At 73.1% G+C, this 23044-nt stretch carries 19 protein-coding genes; 9 read left to right on the top strand and 10 right to left on the bottom strand.

What is annotated here, in order from left to right; all coding sequences use genetic code 11:
• Positions 1–11: 11 nt before the first annotated feature.
• From AC1VM9_RS01710 to AC1VM9_RS01690, 5 genes are all read right to left on the bottom strand, one after another.
• Entirely contained in the window at positions 12–1532 is a 1521-nt protein-coding gene (locus AC1VM9_RS01710; protein WP_483120817.1) for an SDR family NAD(P)-dependent oxidoreductase, read from the bottom strand.
• Between the two features lie 62 nt (positions 1533–1594).
• Entirely contained in the window at positions 1595–2884 is a 1290-nt protein-coding gene (locus tag AC1VM9_RS01705) for a S1C family serine protease (protein WP_483120815.1), read from the bottom strand.
• A 74-nt stretch (positions 2885–2958) separates the two neighbouring features.
• Positions 2959–4467 carry a sensor histidine kinase gene (locus AC1VM9_RS01700; protein ID WP_483120813.1) on the bottom strand — a complete coding sequence of 503 codons (1509 nt, stop codon included), beginning with the start codon at positions 4465–4467 and terminating at the stop codon, positions 2959–2961.
• Between the two features lie 20 nt (positions 4468–4487).
• Entirely contained in the window at positions 4488–5207 is a 720-nt protein-coding gene (locus AC1VM9_RS01695) for a response regulator transcription factor (RefSeq protein WP_481340891.1), read from the bottom strand.
• Between the two features lie 380 nt (positions 5208–5587).
• A complete protein-coding gene (locus AC1VM9_RS01690; protein ID WP_483120811.1) occupies positions 5588–7240 on the bottom strand; it encodes a DNA repair helicase XPB in 1653 nt (550 codons plus the stop codon).
• Positions 7241–7352: 112 nt separating this feature from the next.
• Between AC1VM9_RS01690 and AC1VM9_RS01685 the strand changes: the two genes are divergently transcribed.
• Positions 7353–8285, top strand: a complete 933-nt coding sequence (locus AC1VM9_RS01685) for a hydroxymethylglutaryl-CoA lyase (protein ID WP_483120810.1) — start codon at positions 7353–7355, stop codon at positions 8283–8285.
• A 14-nt stretch (positions 8286–8299) separates the two neighbouring features.
• Here the strand turns inward: AC1VM9_RS01685 and AC1VM9_RS01680 are convergent, their stop codons facing one another.
• Positions 8300–10573: a helicase-associated domain-containing protein gene (locus AC1VM9_RS01680; RefSeq protein WP_481345921.1), complete on the bottom strand. Its 2274-nt coding sequence runs from the start codon at positions 10571–10573 to the stop codon at positions 8300–8302.
• Positions 10574–10644: 71 nt separating this feature from the next.
• On the opposite strand from AC1VM9_RS01680, the gene AC1VM9_RS01675 reads away from it, so the two are divergent.
• From AC1VM9_RS01675 to AC1VM9_RS01665, 3 genes are all read left to right on the top strand, one after another.
• Positions 10645–11610, top strand: a complete 966-nt coding sequence (locus AC1VM9_RS01675) for an aldose 1-epimerase family protein (RefSeq protein ID WP_483120809.1) — start codon at positions 10645–10647, stop codon at positions 11608–11610.
• A 140-nt stretch (positions 11611–11750) separates the two neighbouring features.
• Positions 11751–12146: a cold-shock protein gene (locus tag AC1VM9_RS01670; RefSeq protein ID WP_481340886.1), complete on the top strand. Its 396-nt coding sequence runs from the start codon at positions 11751–11753 to the stop codon at positions 12144–12146.
• Positions 12147–12151: 5 nt separating this feature from the next.
• The gene (locus AC1VM9_RS01665) at positions 12152–13105 is read left to right on the top strand and encodes a DUF3027 domain-containing protein (RefSeq protein WP_483120807.1); all 954 of its coding nucleotides are present in this window, start codon (positions 12152–12154) and stop codon (positions 13103–13105) included.
• Between the two features lie 10 nt (positions 13106–13115).
• Here the strand turns inward: AC1VM9_RS01665 and AC1VM9_RS01660 are convergent, their stop codons facing one another.
• Positions 13116–13388, bottom strand: a complete 273-nt coding sequence (locus tag AC1VM9_RS01660) for a DUF2530 domain-containing protein (protein ID WP_483120805.1) — start codon at positions 13386–13388, stop codon at positions 13116–13118.
• A 58-nt stretch (positions 13389–13446) separates the two neighbouring features.
• Here AC1VM9_RS01660 and AC1VM9_RS01655 point away from each other — a divergent pair, with 58 nt between their 5' ends.
• From AC1VM9_RS01655 to AC1VM9_RS01645, 3 genes are all read left to right on the top strand, one after another.
• Positions 13447–14943 (top strand): NCS2 family permease, encoded by a 1497-nt coding sequence (locus AC1VM9_RS01655; RefSeq protein WP_483120803.1) that lies wholly within the window; start codon positions 13447–13449, stop codon positions 14941–14943.
• Between the two features lie 146 nt (positions 14944–15089).
• Complete coding sequence (locus AC1VM9_RS01650) at positions 15090–15527, top strand: MarR family winged helix-turn-helix transcriptional regulator (RefSeq protein WP_481340882.1); 438 nt, start codon at positions 15090–15092, stop codon at positions 15525–15527.
• Positions 15524–16822, top strand: a complete 1299-nt coding sequence (locus AC1VM9_RS01645) for an MFS transporter (RefSeq protein ID WP_481340881.1) — start codon at positions 15524–15526, stop codon at positions 16820–16822. Before AC1VM9_RS01650 ends, AC1VM9_RS01645 begins: the two co-directional genes overlap by 4 nt.
• A gap of 176 nt (positions 16823–16998) precedes the next feature.
• Here AC1VM9_RS01645 and AC1VM9_RS01640 read toward each other — a convergent pair whose 3' ends face one another.
• Positions 16999–18345, bottom strand: coding sequence for a lytic transglycosylase domain-containing protein (locus tag AC1VM9_RS01640; protein ID WP_481345927.1), 1347 nt, complete (start codon positions 18343–18345; stop codon positions 16999–17001).
• A 177-nt stretch (positions 18346–18522) separates the two neighbouring features.
• Positions 18523–19665: a phosphoserine transaminase gene (serC, locus tag AC1VM9_RS01635; protein ID WP_483120800.1), complete on the bottom strand. Its 1143-nt coding sequence runs from the start codon at positions 19663–19665 to the stop codon at positions 18523–18525.
• A gap of 283 nt (positions 19666–19948) precedes the next feature.
• Between serC and AC1VM9_RS01630 the strand changes: the two genes are divergently transcribed.
• Entirely contained in the window at positions 19949–20605 is a 657-nt protein-coding gene (locus AC1VM9_RS01630; RefSeq protein WP_483120798.1) for a hypothetical protein, read from the top strand.
• Positions 20602–20850 (top strand): hypothetical protein, encoded by a 249-nt coding sequence (locus AC1VM9_RS01625; RefSeq protein ID WP_483120796.1) that lies wholly within the window; start codon positions 20602–20604, stop codon positions 20848–20850. Before AC1VM9_RS01630 ends, AC1VM9_RS01625 begins: the two co-directional genes overlap by 4 nt.
• Before the next feature lie 124 nt (positions 20851–20974).
• Here the strand turns inward: AC1VM9_RS01625 and AC1VM9_RS01620 are convergent, their stop codons facing one another.
• Positions 20975–23041, bottom strand: coding sequence for a PQQ-dependent sugar dehydrogenase (locus AC1VM9_RS01620; protein ID WP_483120795.1), 2067 nt, complete (start codon positions 23039–23041; stop codon positions 20975–20977).
• Between the last annotated feature and the right edge of the window lie 3 nt (positions 23042–23044).

The following is a 23044-nucleotide window of genomic DNA, read 5'->3' as shown; positions in this document are numbered from 1 at the left end:
CGCCGGGCGGCTCACCAGGGGCTGGGCCGGTAGTCCTTGACGAAGCAGCCGTAGAGGTCCTCGCCGGCCTCGCCGCGCACGATCGGGTCGTAGACGCGGGCCGCGCCGTCGACGAGGTCGAGCGGGGCGTGCCAGCCCTCGGCCGCGATGCGCAGCTTCTCGTCGTGCGGCCGCTCGTCGGTGATCCAGCCGGTGTCGACGGCCGTCATGAGGATCCGGTCGGTCTCGAACATCTCCCCGGCGCTCGTGCGGGTCAGCATGTTGAGCGCGGCCTTGGCCATGTTGGTGTGCGGGTGCCCGGGGCCCTTGTAGCGCCGCGAGAACTGGCCCTCCATCGCCGACACGTTGACGACATAGGCCCGCCGCGCCCCGGCGGCGACCGCGGCCCGCATGGCCGGGCGCAGCCGCGAGATGAGGATGAACGGCGCCGTCGAGTTGCACAGCTGCACCTCGAGCAGCTCGAGCGGGTCGACCTCCTCGACCTTCTGGGTCCACGAGTTCGTGCGCTGCAGGTCCGGCAGCAGCCCACCGGCGTCGACCGCGGTCCCGGCCCGGTGCGCCTCGAGGCTGGCCTGGCCGGCGCTCAGCGCGAGCGCGGTCATCGAGGCGGCGGTCTGGGCGGCAAGAGCGTGCTCGACCGACTCGCCGTCGTGGTGGGCGACGGCGTGACCCCTGAGCGCTCCGGCGATGGAGGCCGGGTGCGCCTCGCTGACCCGGTCGAACGTCACCATCTCCGGCAGGGCGACGCCGTCGGGCAGCGGCGCCGCCTCCAGCTCCACGAGCTTGCTGTAGGCGCCGGGGGAGCGGCGCACGGTCTGCGCCGCGTTGTTGACGAGGATGTCGAGCGGGCCGGCCGCCGAGACCTCGTCGGCGAGGGCGACGACCTGCGTCGGGTCACGCAGGTCGATGCCGACGATCTTGAGCCGGTGGATCCACTCGGCCGAGTCCTCCATCGAGGAGAACCGGCGCATCGCGTCCTTGGGGAAGCGCGTCGTGATCGTCGTGTGCGCGCCGTCGCGCAGCAGCCGCAGCGCGATGTACATGCCGATCTTGGCCCGGCCGCCGGTGAGAAGGGCGCGCTTGCCGGTCAGGTCGGTGCGCTGGTCGCGCTTGGCGTGGCTGAAGGCGGCGCACTCGGGGCAGAGCCAGTGGTAGAACGCATCGACGAGCGTGTAGTCGCGCTTGCAGACGTAGCAGCCCCGCGGGTTGACGAGCTCACCGGCGTACGCGCCAGTGGCGGTGGACACCAACGGGATTCCCTTGGTCTCGTCGTCGATCCGCATCGGCGAGCCGGTGGCCGTCGACTCGATGACCTGACGGTCGGCCTTGCGCTCGGCCCAGGTCTTGGCGTTGCGGCGGTCCTTCTTCAGGCGCTTGTACATCAGCGACGCGGCGCGCTTGAGGGTCTCGAAGTCGGGGTCGTCGAGGTCGAGCGAGGGGGCGAGGGCGAGGACCCGCACCGCGGTGGCGACGTCCTCGGGGTCGAGGCGCACGACGGCGGCGGGGTCGAGCTCGGTCTCGGTCTGGCTCACCGCGCAAGGGTACGCGGTCCCGGCGGCGGCCCGGGGAGCGTCGGGCCGCCGCCGCGTCCGGGTCAGCTCGACGAGCTGGGCTTGACGGCGAGGGTCACCTGCACGTCCTGGCGCTGGCCGCCGCGGACGATCGTCAGCGTCGTCTTGTCGCCGGCCGTCATCTCGCGGATCTGGGCCACGAGGGCCGTGGCCGAGTCGATGCGCTGGCCGTCGGCGGCGATGACGACGTCGCCGCTCCTCAGGCCGGCGTTCGCGGCAGGCGTCCCGCCCTGGACCGAGGCCACCTGGGCCCCGGCGCGCCTGGCCGGGCCGTCGGTGACGACGGTGTCGCGCAGCGTCACCCCGAGGAAGGCGTGCTCGGCCTTGCCGCTCTTGATGAGCTGCTCGGCGATCGACCTGGCCTCCTTGACCGGGATCGCGAAGCCGATGCCGATGTTGCCGCTCTGGCCGCTCGATCCCTGGCTCAGCGACGCGATCGAGCTGTTGATGCCGACGAGCTGGCCCTTGGCGTTGACGAGGGCACCGCCGGAGTTGCCGGGGTTGATCGCCGCGGACGTCTGGATCGCGTTCGTGACGACCTCGTCGCCGGCGCTGCCCTGCTGGCCGAACGGCGACTGGTTCTGCTCGGACGTGCTCGTGCTGACGGGGCGGTTGAGCGCCGACACGATGCCCGTCGTCACGGTGCCCGACAGCCCGAGCGGGTTGCCGACGGCCATGACCGGGTCGCCGACCTTGAGCGCCTCGGAGTCGCCGACCGAGATCGGGACGATGTCGGTCGGGACCGAGGCGAGCTTGATGACGGCGAGGTCGGTCGACGGGTCGGTGCCGACGATCGTGGCGCTGTAGGTGCGCCCGTCGGACAGCGTCACCGTGATCTGTCCCTGGCCGCCCGTCGCGTCACCGACGACGTGGTTGTTCGTCAGGATGTGGCCGGTCTTGTCGAAGACGACGCCCGAGCCGGCGGCCTCACCCTGCGGCGTCGTGACGTCGATGCTGACGACGCTCGGCGACACCGCCTTGGCCACCGCGGACCAGTCGGGGCTCGAGGCGTTGCCCTGGATGACGGTCGGCGAGGAGCCCTGGCTCGAGCTCTGCGTCGTGCTCGAGGAGCTGCTCGCCGTCGAGCCGTCGTGCCCGGCGTACTGCGTCGCGGCGTACGTGCCGCCGCTCGCGAGGACCGCGGCGAGGAGGGCGGTCACGGCCGTCTGGCCGATCCGGCGGTCCCGGCGCGGCGGCGGGGGAGGCGTCTGCTGCTGGGTCGGCCCGAACGCCGGCGGGACGGGCGGGGCGGCCTGGCTGTAGTAGTCGGCGCCCTCGGGGATGCGCTGGGTGTTGTCCGGTGCCAGGGTCATGGCTCCTCCTCATGTGGCTGTACCTGCCTGGTACCCATGTCATCGAGGCAGCTTTTGACGGCGTTGTGGCGTCCCTAGGAATCGCCTGTGCGATGCTCGCGGGTCGCGTGGACGGGCAGCTCGACGACGAACGTGGCGCCCCCGCCGGGGGTCTCCTCGACCCGGACCGAGCCGCGGTGTGCCTCGACGATCGCCTCGACGATGGCCAGCCCGAGACCGTTGCCGCCGCCCTTGCCCCGGCTGCGCGAGGTGTCGGCACGGTAGAAGCGCTCGAAGACGCTGGCCCGTGCCTCGGGCGGGATGCCCGGCCCGTGGTCGCGGACGTGGAGGGCGACGTGGGCGGTGTCGACCCGGCCGACGAGGATCTCCACGGGTGTACCAGGCGGTGTGTGCAGCCGCGCGTTGGTCACGAGGTTCGTCACCACCTGGCGCAGCTGGCGCTCGTCGGCCTCGAGCTCGGTCGGGCCGATCGGGCCGTGGATGCCGGTGGCCGTCACGTGCCGGTCCGGCGCGATGGTGCGGGCGTCCTGCGCGGCGTCGGCGGCGAGGACCGCGAGGTCGACGGTCTGGATCTCCAGCGGCCGCTCGCCGTCGAGGCGCGCGAGCGTGAGCAGGTCCTCGACGAGCCCGCTCATGCGCTGGCTCTCGCTCTCGATGCGGCCCATCGCCCCCGTCACGGCCTCGGCGTTCGGCAGCGCGCCCTGGCGGTACAGCTCGGCGTAGCCGCCGACGGCCGCCAGTGGCGTCCGCAGCTCGTGCGACGCGTCGGCGATGAACCGTCGCATCTTGGCCTCGTTGGCCTCCCGGACCGCGAAGCTCTGCTCGATGCGGCCGAGCATCGCGTTGAGCGAGCGCGACAGCGAGGCCACCTCGTCCTCGGTGTCGGGCACGGCGACGCGCTGGGTCAGGTCGCCGCCGGCGATCTGGGCGGCGGTGTCCTCGATGCGGGTCAACGGTCGGAACGTGCGCCCGACGAGGTACCAGCCCAGCGCCGCGCACACGAGCAGGACGATGACGCCGATGGCGACGGCGTACCAGATGAACTGCTGGACGGTGCTCTGCAGCCCCCGCAGCGGCAGCGCGACGATGAAGGTGGCCTTGTCGTCGGCCGTCGAGCGCGCCATCGCCAGCCACGAGCTGCCCCCGCCCTCGGAGGGCACCTCGAACGACGAGCCGTCCTCGACGAGGGGGTCCTCGGGGTTGAGCCGGGGGAGCAGCGGCGAGTCGTCCTCCGTCGCGGCCTCGCCGAGGTTGATCGTCCGGGAGGACCCGACGGGCATGAGGCGCAGCGTGAAACCGCTCGGGAGGACGGGTTTGCCCTGGACGAGGTCCTGGGCCTGGTAGCGCGCGATGCTCGTCGCGTAGACGTCGAGCTCCTGGTCGGACTGGCCGACGAGGTACTGGCGCAGGAGCGCGCTGACGACGAGCGTGACGACCGACAGCGCGACGAGGATGAGGCCGAGCGCGACGCCGAGCAGACGCCACCGCAGCGGGAGGGCTCGGAGCCGACCGAAGGGACGGCGACGCCCACGGGTCGGACGCGCGCGGCGGTCGGGCGCTCCGCTCGCCGGCTCGGGGTTCATGTCGGCTCCGTCGGGTCGGGTCAGCTCGAGGTCTCCGGCGGCACGCGCAGGACGTAGCCCACGCCCCGCTTCGTGTGGATCAGCGAGGGGCCGTCGGCATCGATCTTGCGCCGCAGGTAGGAGATGTAGGACTCGACGATGCCCGACTCGCCGCGGAAGTCGTAGTCCCAGACGTGGTCGAGGATCTGCAGCTTGGACAGCACGCGGTTGGGGTTGAGCAGCAGGTAGCGCAGCAGCTTGAACTCGGTGGGGGACAGGTCGATGACGCGTCCGCCGCGGCGCACCTCGTGGGAGTCCTCGTTGAGCTCGAGGTCGTGGAAGCGCAGTGTCGCGGTCTCGTCGACGGCCCCCCTCGTGCGGCGAAGCACGGCGCGGATGCGGGCGATGACCTCCTCGAGGCTGAACGGCTTGGTGACGTAGTCGTCACCACCGACGGTCAGCCCCTGGATCTTGTCACCGGTGGCGTCGCGCGCCGTGACGAAGACGATCGGCTGCTGGCGGCCGCGGTCGCGCAGGCGACGCGTCACCTCGAAGCCGTCGACGTCGGGCAGCATGACGTCGAGGACGACGAGGTCAGGCTCGGTCTCCTCGGCCATGGCGAGGGCGCTCGTGCCGTCGGCGGCCGTCTCGACCTCGAAACCGGCGAAGCGCAGGGAGGTGGCGAGCAGCTCACGGATGTTCGGCTCGTCCTCGACGATGAGCAGTCTGGCCTCGGGGGCCGCGGCGGTCTGGGTGTCCACGTGAACAGTCTCAGCACGTTTGCTGGGAGTTGGCTGGGAAGAAGGCTGCACGTTCTCTGTGACCAGGCTGGGCGAGAGCACCCGGGGTGGCACATCCGGACATTTCGGGCAGACTGGAAGAGGCCGAGTCAGCGACGGGGCGGCACCGGGCCCGTCCCCCGAGACGGCTCAGCCACGGCACCGGCCCCTCGGGCCGGCGCTGAGGACGGAGCCGGTCCGCGGCCCGGCTCACGGGGCGGGCACCGGGTCGCGGACCTCACCGGCACCAGCGTGCCGGCTTCCCCACAGGGGCCTCGTCCGACACCGGGACGGGGCCCCGCCCCTGCGCCGGGCAGGCCGCCCGGCCGGGGCCATCGCCGGGTCCTCGCGGCGCGCGACGCTCAGAGGTCGTCGGCGTCGACGATGCGGTAGGCGTAGCCCTGCTCGGCGAGGAACCGCTGCCGGTGGGCGGCGAAGTCGGCGTCGACGGTGTCGCGCGAGACGACGGTGTAGAAGTGGGCCGTGCGGCCGTCACCCTTGGGACGCAGGACGCGCCCGAGGCGTTGGGCCTCCTCCTGGCGCGACCCGAAGGTGCCGCTGACCTGGATGGCGACGCTCGCCTCGGGAAGGTCGATGGAGAAGTTCGCGACCTTGCTGACGACGAGGGTGCTGATCTCGCCGGCGCGGAACGCGTCGTAGAGGCGCTGGCGCTCCCGGACGGTCGTCTCGCCGGTGATGACCTCGGCGCCGAGCCGCTCGGCGACCTCGTGCAGCTGGTCGAGGTACTGGCCGATGACGAGCGTCGGCTCACCGTCGTGCCGCTTCGCCAGCTGCTCGACGACCGACAGCTTGGCGTCGGTGCACGACGCCAGCCGGTACCGGTCCTCCGGCTCGCTCGTCGCGTAGGCCATTCGCTGACCGTCGGGCAGCGTGATGCGCACCTCGACGCAGTCGGCGGGGGCGATGTAGCCCTGCGCCTCGATGTCCTTCCACGGTGCGTCGAAGCGCTTGGGGCCGATGAGGCTGAAGACGTCGGCCTCACGACCGTCCTCGCGCACGAGCGTCGCGGTCAGGCCGAGCCGTCGGCGGGCCTGCAGGTCGGCGGTCATCCGGAAGATCGGCGCCGGCAGCAGGTGCACCTCGTCGTAGACGACGAGCCCCCAGTCGCGGGCGTCGAGCAGGTCGAGGTGGGTGTAGGCGCCCTTCCGGCGCGTCGTCAGAACCTGGTAGGTCGCGATCGTGACCGGGCGGATCTCCTTGCGGGCGCCGGAGTACTCGCCGATCTCGTCCTCGGTGAGGCTCGTGCGGCGCAGCAGCTCGTCCTTCCACTGCCGCGCGCTGACGGTGTTCGTCACGAGGATGAGCGTCGTCGCCTTGGCGGCGGCCATGGCACCGGCACCGACGAGCGTCTTGCCGGCGCCGCAGGGCAGCACGACGACGCCGGACCCGCCGTGCCAGAAGCCGTCGACGGCCTGCTGCTGGTAGGGCCGCAGCGCCCAGCCGTCCTCGCGCAGGTCGATCGGGTGCGCCTCCCCGTCGACGTAGCCGGCCAGGTCCTCGGCGGGCCAGCCGACCTTGAGCAGCTCCTGCTTGAGGGTGCCGCGCTCGCTCGGGTGGACGGTGACCGCGAGGTCGTCGATGCGCTCACCGGTCAGTGGCCTGATCTTCTTGTGCCGCAGCACTTCCTCGAGGACCGGGCGGTCGGTCGTGCGCAGGACCAGCCGCGTCCCCTCGGGGGAGTCGGCGACGCCCTCCTTCTCGAGGGTGAGGCGGCCGTAGCGGTCCATCGTGTCGGCGACGTCGACGAGCAGCGCGTGGGGCACCGCGTAGCGGCTGTGCGTCATGAGGGCGTCGACGACCTGCTCGGCGTCGTGCCCGGCGGCCCGGGCGTTCCACAGGCCGAGCGGCGTGATGCGGTAGGTGTGCACGTGCTCGGGCGCTCGCTCGAGCTCGGCGAAGGGGGCGATGGCCCGGCGCGCTGCCTCCGCGCGGGGGTGGTCGACCTCGAGGAGCAGCGTCTTGTCGCTCTGGACGATGAGGGGTCCGTCGTTCATCGTCAGTGCTCAACCCGCTTCCCGGTCCGATGTATTCCACGCTCACCCGTGACCGCCGAGTGCCTCGACCCGGGCGTGCGGGTGCCGCTGGTGCTGGTGACAGTATGGGCGAATGCGATCCCCACAGGTCGAGGCGGCGACGGGGCTGCCGGCGCAGGTGACGATCTACGAGGTCGGCCCCCGTGACGGCCTGCAGAACGAGAAGACGGTCGTGCCGGCCGCGACGAAGGTCGAGTTCATCCGGCGGCTCGAGGCGGCCGGTCTCGACACCATCGAGACGACCTCGTTCGTGCCTGCGCGGTGGGTGCCCCAGATGGGCGACGCCGAGGAGGTCCTCGGCGCGCTCGGGCCCGGCGGCGTCGGGCGGCGGCGTCCGGCCCTCGTGCCGAACGAGCGGGGCCTGGACCGGGCCGAGGAGCTGGGTCTGCAGGCCATCGCCATCTTCGGGTCGGCCACCGAGACCTTCGCGCAGAAGAACCTCAACCGGTCGGTCGCCGAGCAGTACGCGATGTTCGAGCCGGTCGTGAAGCGTGCCCTCGCCGACGGCATGTGGGTGCGCGCCTACGTCTCCATGTGCTTCGGCGACCCCTGGGAGGGGCCCGTGCCGGTCGGCCAGGTCGTCGAGACCGCCGAGCGGCTCATGGACCTCGGCTGCGACGAGCTGAGCCTCGGCGACACCATCGGCGTCGGCACGACGGGGCACGTGCACCGGCTCCTGGATGCTCTGTCCCGCAAGGGAATCGGTACCGACCGCGTCGCCGTTCACTTCCACGACACGTACGGCCAGGCGCTCGCCAACACCATGGCGGCCCTGCGCGACGGGGTGTCGGTCGTCGACGCGTCTGCGGGCGGTCTCGGCGGCTGCCCGTATGCGAGGTCGGCCACCGGCAACCTCGCGACCGAGGACCTCGTGTGGGCGCTGCAGGGCGCCGGGGTCGAGACCGGGGTCGACCTCGACGCGCTCGTCGAGACCTCGGTCTGGATGGCCGCCCAGCTGGGCCGGCCCTCCCCGAGCAACGTCGTCCGCGCGCTCGCGGGGGCCTGACGCGGACCCGGCGCTCAGGCGTCGAGGCTGGCGCCGGTGATGCGGTGGACCGACCACGACCGCTCGTGACCGGACTCGTCGGTGGCCCGGACGCGTCCGCCGTCGACCCGCTGCGGGTGGATGAGGTGACGCGTCGTCGCGCCGTGTCCGTCGGAGTAGCCGATCCAGACCCCGTGCCGGTCGGCGACCGCGTCGCGCAGCAGCGACAGCGTCACCACCGGGTCCATCGCCTCGAGGCGCGGGCCGGGGCGGGCCTCCTCCTCGGCGCGACGCTGCACGGCGGTGGCCTCGGCGACGCGCAGGCCGGCGACGAGCGAGCTCGTGAAGTCGCGGTCGACGGGCGAGACGACCGGGCCCGGCCCGCGCCGGCGTGAGCCCGCCCGACGCTTCGGGGTCTCGGCGTGCACGACGGTGCCGTCGGACCCCTCGTGGACCGGCGCGAAGCCGCTGTCGCGGAGCAGGTCGACGAGCGTGCGGGGGTGGGCAGTCGAGACGAGGACCGTGGGGGCCAGACGGCGCAGCTGCAGGGGAGCGAGGTCGCGCGAGGCGAGCATGGTGTCGAGCACCGACTCGTCGTCGGAGCGAACGTACGCGGCGGCGCTCCCGATCCGGGTCTGGCCGTGGCGTCGCGCCACGTCGGTGACGAGGTACTCGAGCGGCTGCGGCACCGGGGTGCGGCTGGACCGGCGCACCGTGTCGAGGAACTCCGCCGCGGTCCACCCGGCGTCGAGGGCCCGGCGCACCGACTCGGGCGTGAACCGGTAGACCGTCGCGCCGCCGCGCGACTCGACGTCGGCCGACAGCCGCATGAAGGACCCGAGACCACCGACGAGCGGTCCCGGCGCGACCGCCGTGAGGTCGGCCTGGACGAGCACGTGGTCGACGGGGGCCGGCAGGTGCGGCGACATGGCCGCCGCCACGGCTTCGAGGCGCTCACGCTCGGCGCCCGGCGCGTCGACGAGGAGTCGCCCCGCCGGCGAGAGGGCCCCGCGGCCGGTGACCCCGAGCCACTCGGCCTCGCGCAGCACCGCGTCGACGGCCTCGCCGAGCACGGCGGCGGGCCGGTTGGGCCGACGCCACGTGAGCCGGGCGCGCAGCGACTCTGCGTCGGGCGCCTGGCCCGGCCCGAGCGAGGCGAGCTCGCGGAGCACGTCACGGCGGACGGTGCGGACGGCGGGCCACTGGACGTCGGGCCCGAGCGCGTTGACGGCGCCGCTGCCCGACGCCCGCCGGCCCACGAGGTGGGGCGCGCGCGTCGAGGCGAACCAGGCGACGGCGAGGGTGGCCCAGCGGTGCCCGGACTCGGCGCTGGACCAGTCGTCGATCTCCGACGTCGGCGCCCACACCGGCACGACCTCGCCGTCGTCGGCGACGAGGCCGGCGGCGTGGGCTACCTCGACGACGAACGCCGCGCGGTCCGCGTCGAGGTCGAGCACGTCCTGGGTGGCCCGGAGGTCGCGCACCGACAGCCCGCCGGCGCGCATCACCCGCGGCGGCTCGGCGCCCCAGGCGGCCGCCAGCTCGTCGACGTGCGTGAGCAGCTCGCTCGCCGCGCCCCCGGCCACGGCGTCCACGAGCGACACCGTGCGCGCCTCGATCGGCGGGGGGGTCAGCTCGGGTCGGCGGTGCACGTGCCCGCCGCGCAGCGCGAGCGCGACCTCGCGGGGCAGCGCCACCCGGTCGGAGGCGACGGACACGAGAAGGTGCTGCTCGAGCAGCCACCGCGCGGTGGAGCGACCCGCCGGCCCCGAGGGCATGACGCCGAAGGGCGGGCCCCACGTCATCCGTTCCAGCATGGCGCGCGCGTCCTCGGGCGCCTCGGCGAGCGCACGCCCGACGGCCGCCGGGTCGGCGTCCTCGGGCACGAACGTCTGGCGCAGCTCACGCAGGGGTGGGCCCAGGCCGGCCACCGTCGAGCCGAGAACGTCGGGCACCGTGCGCACGACGTGCTCGCCGTCGGCGCCGCGCCACACGAGCGCCCGGCGCCAGAGGTCGTCGACGAGCGTGTCGACGAGCGACGCGTCGTCGGTGCCGAGCAGCTCGCGGACCCGCTCCCGCGGAGCCCCGTCGCCAGCGACGATCAGGACCTCGAGCACTTGGAGGTGGCCGCGGTCGAGGGCCTCGACGGCGCGCTGGACGCTGGCGCGGGTGCTGGCGCGGGCCGCGAGACCGGTGAGGTCGGCGGGCGCCGGGCGGGCGAGGTCGGGCCGGGCCAGCACGAGGTCGACCAGCTCGGCGTCGCTGCGGGCGCGGATGTCGTCGGCCAGGCTGCGGGCGGGGGTGGCCATCCTCCCAACCTACTGCCCGCACGGTGCCCGCCCGTCCTCCTGCGCCACGGCGGACCGCTAGCGTGGGCCTCATGAGCGCGCTCAGCCCCGCCTCGCCCGGTGCGTCCGGTCCGCCGTCACCGACCGGCCAGCAGTGGACCGTCGGGCACGGCCCCTTCGAGGCGACGGTCGTCGAGGTCGGCGGCGGACTGCGCACGCTGACCCGCGACGGCGTCGACCTCCTGGCCGGGTACGGCCCCGACGAGCCGTGCCGGTCCGGGCGGGGGCAGCAGCTCATGCCGTGGCCCAACCGCATCCGGGACGGACGCTTCACCTTCGCCGGTGCCGAGCACCAGCTCGCAATCACCGAGGTCCCGCTCGGCAACGCGAGCCACGGTCTCGTCCGCTGGGCCCTGTGGAAGCTGGTGGAGCTCGAGGACGACGCGGTGACCGTCGGCTACCGGCTGCATCCGCAACCCGGCTGGGACTGGCACCTCGACCTGCGCACGACCTACCTGCTCGACGACTCCGGCCTCGTCGTCACCGTCGCCGCCCGCAACGTGGGCACCGAGCCGGCCCCGTTCGGGTACGGCGCCCACCCGTACCTCGCGATCGGTGAGACGCTGCTGCCCGACGTCGAGCTGCGGGTGCCGGCCGCGACGCGCGTGGAGGTCGACGACCGGCTGCTGCCGACCGGACTGACCGCTGTCGACGGCGGCGAGCTCGACTTCCGCACCACGCGACCGGTGGGCGGCACCGACCTCGACACCGCCTACACCGACGTCGTGCGCGACCCCGACGGCGCCTGGCGTGCGAGCGTCGGCACGGCATCGGGCACGGTGACCCTCTGGGCCGACGAGTCCTTCCCGTGGCTGCAGGTCTTCACCGCCGTGGCCCGCGACCGCAAGGGCGTGCCGGGGATCGCCGTCGAGCCGATGAGCTGCCCGGCCGACGCCTTCAACTCCGGCGACGGGCTCGTCGTGCTCGAGCCGGGGGAGGAGTGGACCGGCACGTGGGGGATCAGCCCGAGCGGTGGCCCGGCCGCGGTCCCGAGCTGAGCGCAGCGTACACGTGGGAGCCCAGCGCGGCGGAGGCGAAATCCCGTTTGCACCGAGCGGTTAGGCTGGAGGGAAGCGCAACGAGCGCCATCGAGTCGTGCCCGCGAAGGGGCGACCGACCGAGATCAACGAGGTGGGCTGTGCCGACTGGCAAGGTCAGGTTCTACGACGCGGACAAGGGCTTCGGGTTCATCTCCGAGGACGACGGCCGTGACGTCTTCCTGCACGCGAACGCGCTCCCGCAGGGTGTGACCACCCTGAAGAAGGGCGCCCGCGTCGAGTTCGGCGTGGTCGAGGGGCGCAAGGGCGCCCAGGCCCTGCAGGTCAAGGTGCTCGAGCCGACGCAGTCGGTGGCCGCGAACATCAGCAAGCGCGAGCGCAAGACGGTCGAGGAGCTCACCGTCATCATCGAGGACGTCGTCCAGCTCCTCGACGGCGTGGGCAACACCTACCGCGCGGGCCGCCGGCCCGAGCGCAAGCTGGCCTCGAACGTCGCGCGAGCCCTGCGCGGCCTCGCCGACGAGCTGGAGAAGTGACGTCCATGATCGGCACCGCCACCAAGCAGGACGCCGTGCTCGCCGCGGCCGTCGACCTCGCCCGTGACGCCCTCGACGGCATCGCCGAGCCCGGCACGGTGGGAGACCACCTCGGCGTCGAGCCGCTCGGTGAGCGCCTCGCCATGCACTGGTTCGGCTGCACGTCGCCGGGCTACCGGGGCTGGCGCTGGGGCGTCAGCCTCGCCCGTGTGCCGCGCGGCAAGGTGGCGACCGTCTGCGAGACCAACCTGCTGCCGGGGCCGGACGCCGTCCTCGCCCCCGAGTGGGTCCCGTACGCCGACCGGCTGGCTCCGGGCGACCTCGGTGCCGGCGACGTGCTGCCCTACCGGCTCGACGACCCGAACCTCGAGGCGGGCTTCGAGGCGACGGGTGACGAGGACGTCGACCAGGTGGCGATCGTCGAGCTCGGCCTCGGACGCAGGCGGGTCCTGTCGGCCGAGGGTCGCGAGACCGCGGCGACGCGCTGGTACGAGGGCGACAACGGCCCCAGCTCCGAGATCGCCCAGAAGGCCACCGAGCGGTGCTCCTCGTGCGGCTACTTCGTGCCGATGGCGGGCGCGCTGCGCGCCGTCTTCGGTGTCTGCGCCAACGAGTGGAGCCCGTCCGACGGCCGGGTCGTGAGCCTGGACCACGGGTGCGGCGCGCACTCCGAGACCGACCTCGACCACCAGGCCCCGGTGCCGGTCGGCGAGCCGGTCGTCGACGAGCTCGCCGTCGACCTCGAGCCGGTCGAGCGGGCGGCGACGCCGACCTCCGAGACCACCGAGACGACCGAGGCACCGAAGACTTCCGAACCCCCTGAGCCCGCTGAGTCCGCTGAGCCCTCCGAGCCCTCCGAGCCCTCCGAGCCCTCCGAGCCGTCCGAGCCGTCCGAGCCGTCCGAGCCGTCCGAGCCCTCCGAGGGCCCGCAGGGTGAGGCGTCGGCGGACGCCGAGTGAGGCGGACGCGTCAGCCGGCGTCCCGGGCGTTGCCGCGTCCACGGCGCAGGTAGGTCCAGCCGATCCCGCCGAGCCCGATGCCGGCCACGCACGTCCACGGCCACCAGGAGCGGTCGCCGGAGTGCAGCCCCGGCACGACGAGCACGACGAGCAGGGCCACGACCCACGCCAGCACCCCGGCCTCGACGATCCGCCGCATCGGCACGGGCAGCGGGCGCAGCTGCGACGCGTGCGTCGGCCGGGCGTCGGGCTGGGAGTCGTGCGGGACGTTCTCGTCGGTCACGCGGACAGCCTAGGGTCTGGTCACGCGCACGAAACGCCCCGCCACTAGGGTGTGCGCCATGTCGACCGATACCCACGCCCGCTCGGGCGTCTCCGGGCTCGACGGCTTCTTCCGGATCACCGAGCGCGGGTCGACCCTCGCGCGCGAGATCCGCGGCGGCGTCGTCACCTTCTTCACGATGGCCTACATCGTCGTGCTCAACCCGATCATCCTCTCCGGCGTCGTCGACGGGTCCGGACAGATGATCGGCGGGACCACCGACCTCGGGCAGAGCAAGCTGCTCGTCGCCGTCGGCACCGCCGTGGTCGCGGGCGTCATGTCGATCCTCATGGGACTGGTCGCCAACTTCCCGATCGCGCTCGCGGCCGGTCTCGGCATCAACGGGCTCATCACCGGGATGGTGCTGACGCACTCGGCCGAGAAGATCACGTACGCCGACCTCATGGGCCTGGTCGTCATCGAGGGCGTCATCATCCTCGTGCTCGTGCTCACCGGGTTCCGCAAGGCGGTCTTCAGGGCCATCCCGGCCCCGCTCAAGGTCGCGATCTCGGTGGGCATCGGCCTGTTCATCGCGTACATCGGCGTCATCGACGCCGGCTTCGCGCGCCGGCCCACGACGCCCGGCTCCGTGCCGAGCGAGCTCGGCATCGGCGGCAGCCTCGACGGCTGGCCGACCCTCGTGTTCGTCGTCGGCGTCTTCCTCATCGCGATGCTGCTCATCCGCAAGGTCAAGGGCGCCATCCTCATCGGCATCATCGGGGCCACCGTCCTCGCGATGGTCCTCGAGGCGATCTTCCACATCGGCCCGCGCGTCTTCGACGCCAAGGGTGCGCTGACCAACCCGCAGGCGTGGTCGCTGACCGTGCCCGAGCTGCCCGACTCGGTGACCCAGACCCCCGACCTCGGCATCCTCGGCCAGTTCAGCCTCCTCGGCTCCTTCGAGAAGCTCGGCATCGTCACCGCCGTCATGTTCGTCTTCTCGCTGCTGCTCGCCGACTTCTTCGACACGATGGGTACCGTCGTGGCCATCGGCACCGAGGCACGGCTGCTCGACGCGGACGGCAACCCGCCGCACACCGACCGCATCCTCGTCGTGGACTCCGTCGCGGCGATCGCCGGTGGCGCCGGTGGGGTCAGCAGCAACACGTCTTACATCGAGTCGGCGTCCGGCGTCGAGGAGGGCGCTCGCACGGGCCTCGCGTCGGTCGTGACCGGCGTCCTGTTCCTCCTCGCGACGTTCCTGGCCCCGCTGTTCGCGGTCGTGCCCTCCGAGGCGGCGGCCCCCGCGCTCGTCATCGTCGGCTTCCTCATGATGAGCCAGGTCACGAACATCGACTGGACCGAGATGGAGGTCGCCCTCCCGGCCTTCCTCACCATCGTCCTCATGCCGTTCACGTACAACATCACGGTCGGCATCGGCGCGGGCTTCATCGCCTGGGTCCTCCTCAAGATCGCGAAGGGCCACGCGCGCCAGGTGCACCCGCTGCTGTGGGTCGTCGCCGCCTTCTTCGTCGTCTACTTCGTCAAGACGCCCCTGCAGGGTCTCTTCGGCTGACCCGCGCCCCGCCTGCCTCGCAAGGGCCCCCGCCCACCCGGGCGGGGGCTCTTCGCGTTTCCATGCTCGGCGTGTTCCGGAATAGTTAGCCGAGGTAATGAGTTAGGCTAAGCATCCCACCGAGCATCACGTCCGAAAGCACTCGTTTGCGTACCAAGACCCTTTCCCGCAGCGAGCTCGTCTCGCTGAGCAACGACATCCGCCTCGCGTGCATGCGGATCTCGCGCCGCGTCCGGTTCGAGTCCGACCGCGAGCTGCCGCCGCACCACTTCTCCGTGCTCTGCCGGCTCGAGGACGCCCCGCGCACGAACAGCGAGCTCGCCGAGATCGAGCGCGTCTCCGCCCCGAGCATGAAGCGCACGACCGGTGCCCTCGTCGAGGGCGGCTACGTCGCCCGGGCCGACGACCCCGAGGACGGCCGGCAGGTGATCCTGTCGCTGACCCCGGAGGGCCGCAAGGCCGTGCGCCGCATCCGCCGCCACCGCGACGAGTGGATGCTCGAGCGCTTCGAGGCCCTCACCGACGACGAGAGGGACCTGCTGCAGCGCGCCGCCGTCGTGCTGGCGAAGGTGGCCTCCAAGTGAGCCCCACCTTCCACTCCCTCGGCATCCGCAACTACCGCATCTACGCCTCGGGCGCGATCGTGTCGAACGTCGGCACGTGGATGGGTCGGGTCGCCCAGGACTGGCTGGTCCTCACCGTCCTCACCGACCACTCGGCGACGGCCCTCGGCCTCGTCACGGGCCTGCAGTTCCTGCCGTTCCTGCTCCTCGCGCCCTTCGCGGGGATGCTCGTCGACCGGCTGCCCAAGCGGCGGCTGCTCTTCGGCACCCAGACCGCGCTGCTCGTCACGGCGCTGCTGCTGGCCGTCCTCACCGCGACCGACGTCGTCCAGCTCTGGCACGTCTACGTCCTCGCCCTGCTGCAGGGCGTGGCCACCGCGGTCGACAACCCGGCGCGCCAGACGTTCGTCTCCGAGATGGTCGACGTCGACCACCTGCCCAACGCGGTCGCCCTCAACAGCGCCTCGTTCAACCTCGGGCGGCTCATCGGTCCCGCGGTCGCCGGCGTCGGCATCGCGGCGTTCGGGATCGCCCCGGCACTGTTCGTCAACGCGGCGACGTTCGTCTTCGTCCTCGCCGCCCTCGTGCGGATGAACGCCGCCGAGCTGAGGCCCTCGCCCCTCGCCCGTGGCAAGGGGCAGATCCGCCAGGGCCTGCGCTACGTGCGCGGACGCCCCGACCTCGTGCTCGTCATGGTCCTCGTCTTCGTCCTCGGCACCTTCGGCATGAACTTCCAGGTGACGATGGCGCTCATGGCCACGAAGGTCTTCGACAAGGGCCCCGGCGAGTACGGCCTGCTCGGCTCGATCATGGCCGTCGGGTCGCTGACCGCGGCCCTGCTCTCTGCCCGCCGGGCCCGACCGCGGCTCCGGGTCCTGCTCACCGCGCTCGTCGGGTTCACCGTCTCCACGGCCCTGCTCGCGACCGCCCCGAGCTACGTCCTCTTCGGGCTCTACCTCGTGCCCACCGGCCTGTCCGCCCTCACCGCCCTGACGACGGCCAACGCCATGGTGCAGGTCAGCGTCGACCCCGTCATGCGCGGACGCGTCATGGCCCTCTACATGGCGATCTTCATGGGCGGCACCCCGATCGGGGCGCCCATGATCGGCTGGATCGGAGACGAGTGGGGCGCCCGGTGGACCATCGGCATCGGGACCATCGCCGTCGGGCTGTCCCTGGTGGCGGTGGCCCTGTGGTTCGCACGTCGGCAGAATGTCGCGGTGACCTTCCAGACCCAGTCCCGGCCGCGGTTCCAGATCCGGCTGGCCACGGCGACGCCGTCGGAGGTGCCGACGGCACCCGAGGTGACGCGGTGAACTTCAAGTTCCGCCACCGCATCACCGTCGCGGCGCTCGTGCTGTTCCTCGTCATCGCCGTCATCGCGGCGGTCGTGAACCGCTGACCGGCGCGCACCGTCCGCCCGGATGCCACGCGCGACGGAAGCGGCCGCCCGAGCAGCGGCGGCCGCTTCCGTGTGAGGGGTGACTCGGCCTCAGCCGAGGAGCCCGCCGCCCGGGCAGGTGACCACCTTCTCGTCGAGCACGCAGACGACCTTGGCCGTGAGCGGGTCGAGCACGCGGACCAGGCCGGTGGGGTCGCCGGGCAGCAGCGGCAGGTGCGGCAGGGCCAGGAGCCGCACGATCTCGGCGGGCAGGGTGGCGGCGGGCAGTGGGACGGACGGGACGTCCGGCAGTGGCACCGTCGGCGTCGGGAGCGGTGCCCCCGGCACCTTGGGGACCGGCACGGTGATCGCCGGGCGCGGCTTGGCGGGCGCGGGTGCCGGCGTCGGCCCGGCCGAGGACGACGGCCTCGGGGCGGGACGCGAGGCCGAGGGCGACGGCTTCGCCGAGGGACCCGGTGTGGGACGGGCGCTCGGCGAAGCCGTCGGCTGGTGGGCCGGCGGGCCGGGGTAGGCGAACCCCGACCCGTCCGGGGTGGCGGTTCCCGTGCCGGCGGCCGGACGCGCCGCGGGCAGGGCCCCGACCGGGACGACCGAGACCCCGCGGCGGTACGCGTCGGCGATGGACAGGACGCTGCGCACGTAGCGGTCCGAGTGGTTGTAGCGGAACACGGCGTCGTAGGCGGCGCGGGGGTCGCGCAGGTCGGCGTGCCCCGAGCACAGCATGGCACCCGCCGCGGTCACGGCGTCGGTGAGGTTCTGCGGGTCGGCCACCCCGTCGCCGTTGCCGTCACGACCCATCGAGGCCCACGACGTGGGGATGAACTGCATCGGACCGACGGCCCGGTCGAAGACGCCGTCACGGTCGAGTCGGCCGCCGTCGGTGTCGGTGATGCGCGTCGTGCCACGGCTGCCGTCGAGGGGGATGCCGATGATCCCCGGGCGGGCGACGCCCGACGCGTCGAGCCGGTTGCCGCCGAACTGCGCGTGGTTGCTCTCGACGCGGCCGATGGCGCCGAGCAGCGCCCAGTCGACGCCGCATGCGGGGTCGACGCGGCCGAGCAGCCCGGCGGCGCGCTGGTAGGCCTCGAGAGCCAGGCTCGGGATGCCGTTGGCGTCGAGCCGCACGGGCATGAAGCTGCCCAGGGCGTGCACGGCCTCCTGCGCCGCGCTCGGGACCGCGACGCTCGCGAAGTCGGAGGTGTACGTGTCGTAGACCGGCGGCAGCTGCATCGGGGCCGGTGCGGGACCGGCGTCGGGGTAGTCCGGGCCGGCCGACTGCGTCACGGCCTGGTCGGGCACGGTGAGCGACGTGGGCGACGCGACGGTGTCGGCCCCGGAACGGGCGGCCACGGCGATGCCGGTGGCCGCGAGCGCGATGACGGGCAGCGCCGCGGCGACGCGTCGGCTGACGCGACCGGCTCGGACGATGCGGACCATGGTGACTCCTCGATGACAGCCGCCCCCTTTGGCGGTCGGAGGGTCAACGAGTCGGGAGGCGGAAGGTCACGCGCCGTGGTAGGTCGGGACGTGACGGGGGGCCGGTCCGTGCGGGACCGGCCCCCCGTGGTGCGTCGTGTGCTGTATGTCTGTGCGCCGCGCTCGCGGGTCGGGACGTCAGCCGAGCTGGGCCACGACGTGGTCGATGGCCCGGGTCAGCGTCGAGACGTCCTCCGGCTCGACGGCCGGGAACATCGCGACCCGCAGCTGGTTGCGACCGAGCTTGCGGTAGGGCTCGACGTCGACGATGCCGTGGGCGCGCAGCACCGTGGCCACGGCGGCCGCGTCGATGCGCTCGTCGAAGTCGATGGTGCCGACGACCTGCGAGCGGGCGGCCGGGTCGCTGACGTAGGGCGTCGTGTACCCGCTCTGCTCGGCCCACGTGTAGAGGCGCGAGCTGGAGTCGCGGGTGCGCGACGTCGCCCAGTCGAGGCCGCCGTTGCCGAGCATCCAGCGGAGCTGGCTGTTGAGCAGCGCCAGCGTCGAGAGCGCAGGCGTGTTGTACGTCTGGTTCTTCAGCGAGTTGTCGACGGCCGTCGGCAGGCTGAAGAAGTCGGGGACCCAGCGGCCGGTGCCGGCGATCTCCTCGACGCGGGCGAGCGCGGCGGGGGAGAAGGCCGCGAGCCAGAGGCCGCCGTCGGAGGCGAAGCACTTCTGCGGGGCGAAGTAGTAGACGTCGACCTCGGTGATGTCGACCGGCAGGCCGCCGGCGCCGGACGTCGCGTCGACGAGCAGGAGCGCGTCGTCGTCGGCGCCCTCGACGCGCACGACCGGGGCCATGACACCGGTCGAGGTCTCGTTGTGCGGCCAGGCGTAGACGTCGACGCCGGCCTCGGCCCGCGGCGCCGCGAGCGTGCCCGGTTCGGCAGTGATGACGGTCGGCTCGCCGAGGAACGGCGCGGCCTTGGTGACCTTGCCGAACTTGCTCGAGAACTCACCGAACGACAGGTGCTGGGCGCGGTCGCGGACGAGGCCGAAGGCGGCGATGTCCCAGAACGCGGTGGAGCCACCGTTGCCGAGGATGATCTCGTAGCCCTCGGGGAGCGAGAAGAGGTCGCGCAGACCCTGACGCACCTCACCGACGAGGGCCCGGACCGGCGGCTGGCGGTGCGAGGTGCCGAGGACGGTCCGGGCGAGGGACCCGAGGTACTCGACCTGCTCCCCGCGCACCTTCGAGGGCCCCGAGCCGAAGCGTCCGTCGCTCGGCAGCAGCTCGTCGGGGATCGTGATGGTCGGGTTCACGGCGGGTGCTTCGGTCACGTCTGTCTCACCTCGGATGCTGGCCACCAGGGGACGCGGGCGGCGTGGGCGTCACCCGCCACATTGAACCCCAGGTGCCCACGTACTGGACACCGTTGCCCGATGTGTGGACGCCGCCACTCGCTCACCCACGGGTCCGGGTTCGCGTCAGGAGTGCGGGTCTCCCGCACGAGTGGCGGCTGAACCGCGCACACCTGCGGGGAAGTCGCACTGCTGGCGGCGCGGCCCGTCACCGTCCACAGGCCATCCGCGCGGATGCTGCCCACCGCGCCATCATGGCGCGATGGACGTGGAGCAGCTGGCCCAGGGCGACGTCGTCAGCGCCGCACGGCTGTCGGAGGCCGGGCACTCCGACGGCGCGATCGCCGCAGCGGTCCGCGCCGGGCTCCTCGTGCCCCTGCTCCGGGGCTGGTACTCGGTCCGGCCGGCGCGCGACGCGCGAGACCTGCACTGGCTGCGGGCCACGGCCGGGTGGCAGCGCTTCGGAGGCCGCGCGCTGCTCAGCCACCAGTCGCTGCTCGTGGCCCAGAACCTGCCCGACCACGCCCTCGATCTCGGCGTGGTCCACCTGACGAGAAGGGGCCGGGGGACGACCCGCAACGGCAGGGGCCTGAAGATCCACCGGCCCCTCCCCGAGCTGCCGCCGGCCCTGTCCGGTGCCCTGCCGGACCGGGTGCCGACGGCCGTCGGGATCGTCCAGGCCGGCCTCGAAGGTCTGCCCCTCAGCGCTCTCGTGGCCGCGGACGCTGCCCTGCACCGGGCGCTCGTGACGACCGAACAGCTCGACGCCGCGTGCGGGCTGCTGGCCGGCCGCCGAGGCATCGGCCCGGTCCGGGCGATCCTGCGGGAGGCCGACGACCGCATCGAGTCGCCGGGGGAGAGCATCATCGTCACCGGCTCCGCGGCCTTGGCTACACGCTCGACCCGCAGTTCGAGGTGACGACCGACCTGGGCCCGCGGTTCGCCGACTTCCGGATCCGCGGGACACGCGTCCTCGTCGAGTTCGACGGTGCGCGGAAGTACGGCGGGCGCGAGGCCGCGTTCGAGGAGAAGCGGCGCGAGGACGCGATGCGTCGCAGGGGCTTCTTCTTCGCCCGGTACGTCTGGAGCGAGCTCGACGACATCCGGCTCATCGGCGCGCGGGCCGCGCAGGCGGTCGCCGACTCGCGTCGCTGGGCGGCATGAGCCCGCCCGCCGCCGCGATGCGGCTTCGCCCGAGGAGCGCGAGGAGTGCTCGGTTCCTCGAGAGGTGGGGCCTGCAGGCCGCACCATTGAGGGAACCGCGCACTCCTGAGGCAACCTCGCGTCGTCAGCGGACGGTGCCGCCGAGCGACCGCGTGACGTAGCGGCCCGGACGCGCGTCGTAGAGGGACAGGGTCCCGTCGACGGCCCGACCGAAGGCGAGGAAGCCGCCGTCGGAGCGGGTCACGACGTCGGGCGCCGAGGTGAAGGGGGCCGTGGTCCCGGTGAGGACGCTGCCACGCTGCACGACGAGGTGGCCGTCGATGCCGACGCCGACCGCGACCCGCGCGTGCCCGGTGAAGGTGTCGCCGAGCGCCCGGTCCGAGAAGAGGGACAGCGAGTCCCGGCGCATCGTCCACGTCCCGCGACTCGTGCTGCTCGGCAGGAAGAGCGCCTCGTACGTCGCACCGTTGGTGCCGCGACCGCTGACGACCGTTCCCCCTGTCGAGGGTGAGGCCGACGCGGAGAGCCCGGAGGTGAAGACGCCGCCGGCGGGCAGCCAGGCGTGCCAGGCTCGTCCGTCGAAGTGGCGACGCCAGCCGGTGCCGTCGGGGGCCACCGCGAACACGTCGAGCGTCCCGTCACCGAGCGACGACGCGTGCTGGGCGACGACGCGTCCGCCGAGGTTGGTCGCACCCTTGCGGACGCCGCCGACGTACCACGAGTGGACGACCTGGCCGGAGCCGTTGCGGGTCATCAGGTCGACGCGTCCGGCACGCGAGCTCGTCGCCGACGGAGCATCGGTCGAGGTGACCCACGTGTTGGCCCACGACGCCCACGTCGAACCGTCGTCGGTCGAGCGGGTGAAGCGCACCGAGCCGTCGGCCCCGCGCGCGAAGGCGAGGACCTCGGTTCCGGTGCGTGCGGCCGTGACACCGACGGTCGAGACGAGCTGCCCGGCGCTCCTGCGGGGGACGGTGCCGGTCGGGCGGACCCGGACGATCCGGTCGTTCGTGCCGTTCGAGGTCGTGAACCACAGCGAGCCGTCGGGTCCGAGCTGCGTGGCGCGGATGCGTCCGTACCCCTGCGCGACGGCGAGCCGCTCGACGCGGGCCACTTTCCCGGTGCTCGGCGACGGGTTCAGCCGCATGAGGTAGATGCCCTGGCCCTTGAGCAGCCCGACCGCGAGCGCGCCCTGCCACTGGCCCCACGCCGCGCCGCGCAGGAAGGTCGCGCCGCTCGTGGCGACCGTCGGGTCACCCGAGGACCACTGGGCCGTACGCGCCGACGGGAACTTCGACAGGTCGGTCATCGGCGTCGACTCGTCGTACCCGGGGACCGGGTCCCAGCCGTAGTTGCCGCCCCGGACCGACAGGTTGATCTCGTCGTCGACGCTCGTGCCGTGCTCGGCCGACCACAGCTCGCTCGTGCCCGGCCGCAGCGCGAGGCCCTGGACGTTGCGGTGCCCGTAGTTCCACACGTACCGGGCGTTGCCGCCGCGGGAGTAGAAGGGGTTGTCGGTCGGGATCGTCCCGTCCGAACCGACCCGAAGGACCTTGCCGCCCAGGGAGGTCAGGCTCTGCGGGTTCGTGCCGACCGCGGCGTCGCCGGTGCCGACGTAGAGCTTCCCGTCGGTGCCGAAGCGCAGCCGGCAGCCGCTGTGCCGGCCGCTCGTGAGCGGGAGGCCCGTGACGAGCGGCGCGCCGGCGGACACCGCGGTGGTGTCGCTCGTCAGGCGCCACCGCAGCACCCGGACGTCGAGCGGGTTGCCCGCGCCGTCGCGCACCGCCTGGCAGGTGTAGAACAGCTTGTTCGACGCCGCCGCAGGATCGGCCACCATCCCGAGCAGGCCACCCTCGCTGTTGACGTAGACCGACGGGAAGCCGGTGATCGCGACGCGACGCGGCGCCGCGCCCTCGCGCTTGGACCACACCTGGCCGCCGCGCAGGTCGTAGAGCATCAGCCCGCCGACCCAGGTGAGGTCCCACGGGTAGGCCAGTCCGGAGACGACCGTCGTCACCTGCAGCGTGGGCGCGGCCGCCATGGCCGTGGGGGCGGCCGCCGTGGCCGTGGCCGCTGGCGGCGCGACCGGCGACGCGACGGCAGCCGGCGGGCCGGACGCCGTCACCGCGCTGGCGGCGAGGACGACCCCTGCCGCCGCGATGGACGCTCTGACGACCGCACGCCGCACCATGGT

This window comes from Monashia sp. HAY1-11D (assembly GCF_056868035.1).
This window is presented reverse-complemented; position numbering and strand designations above follow the sequence as displayed.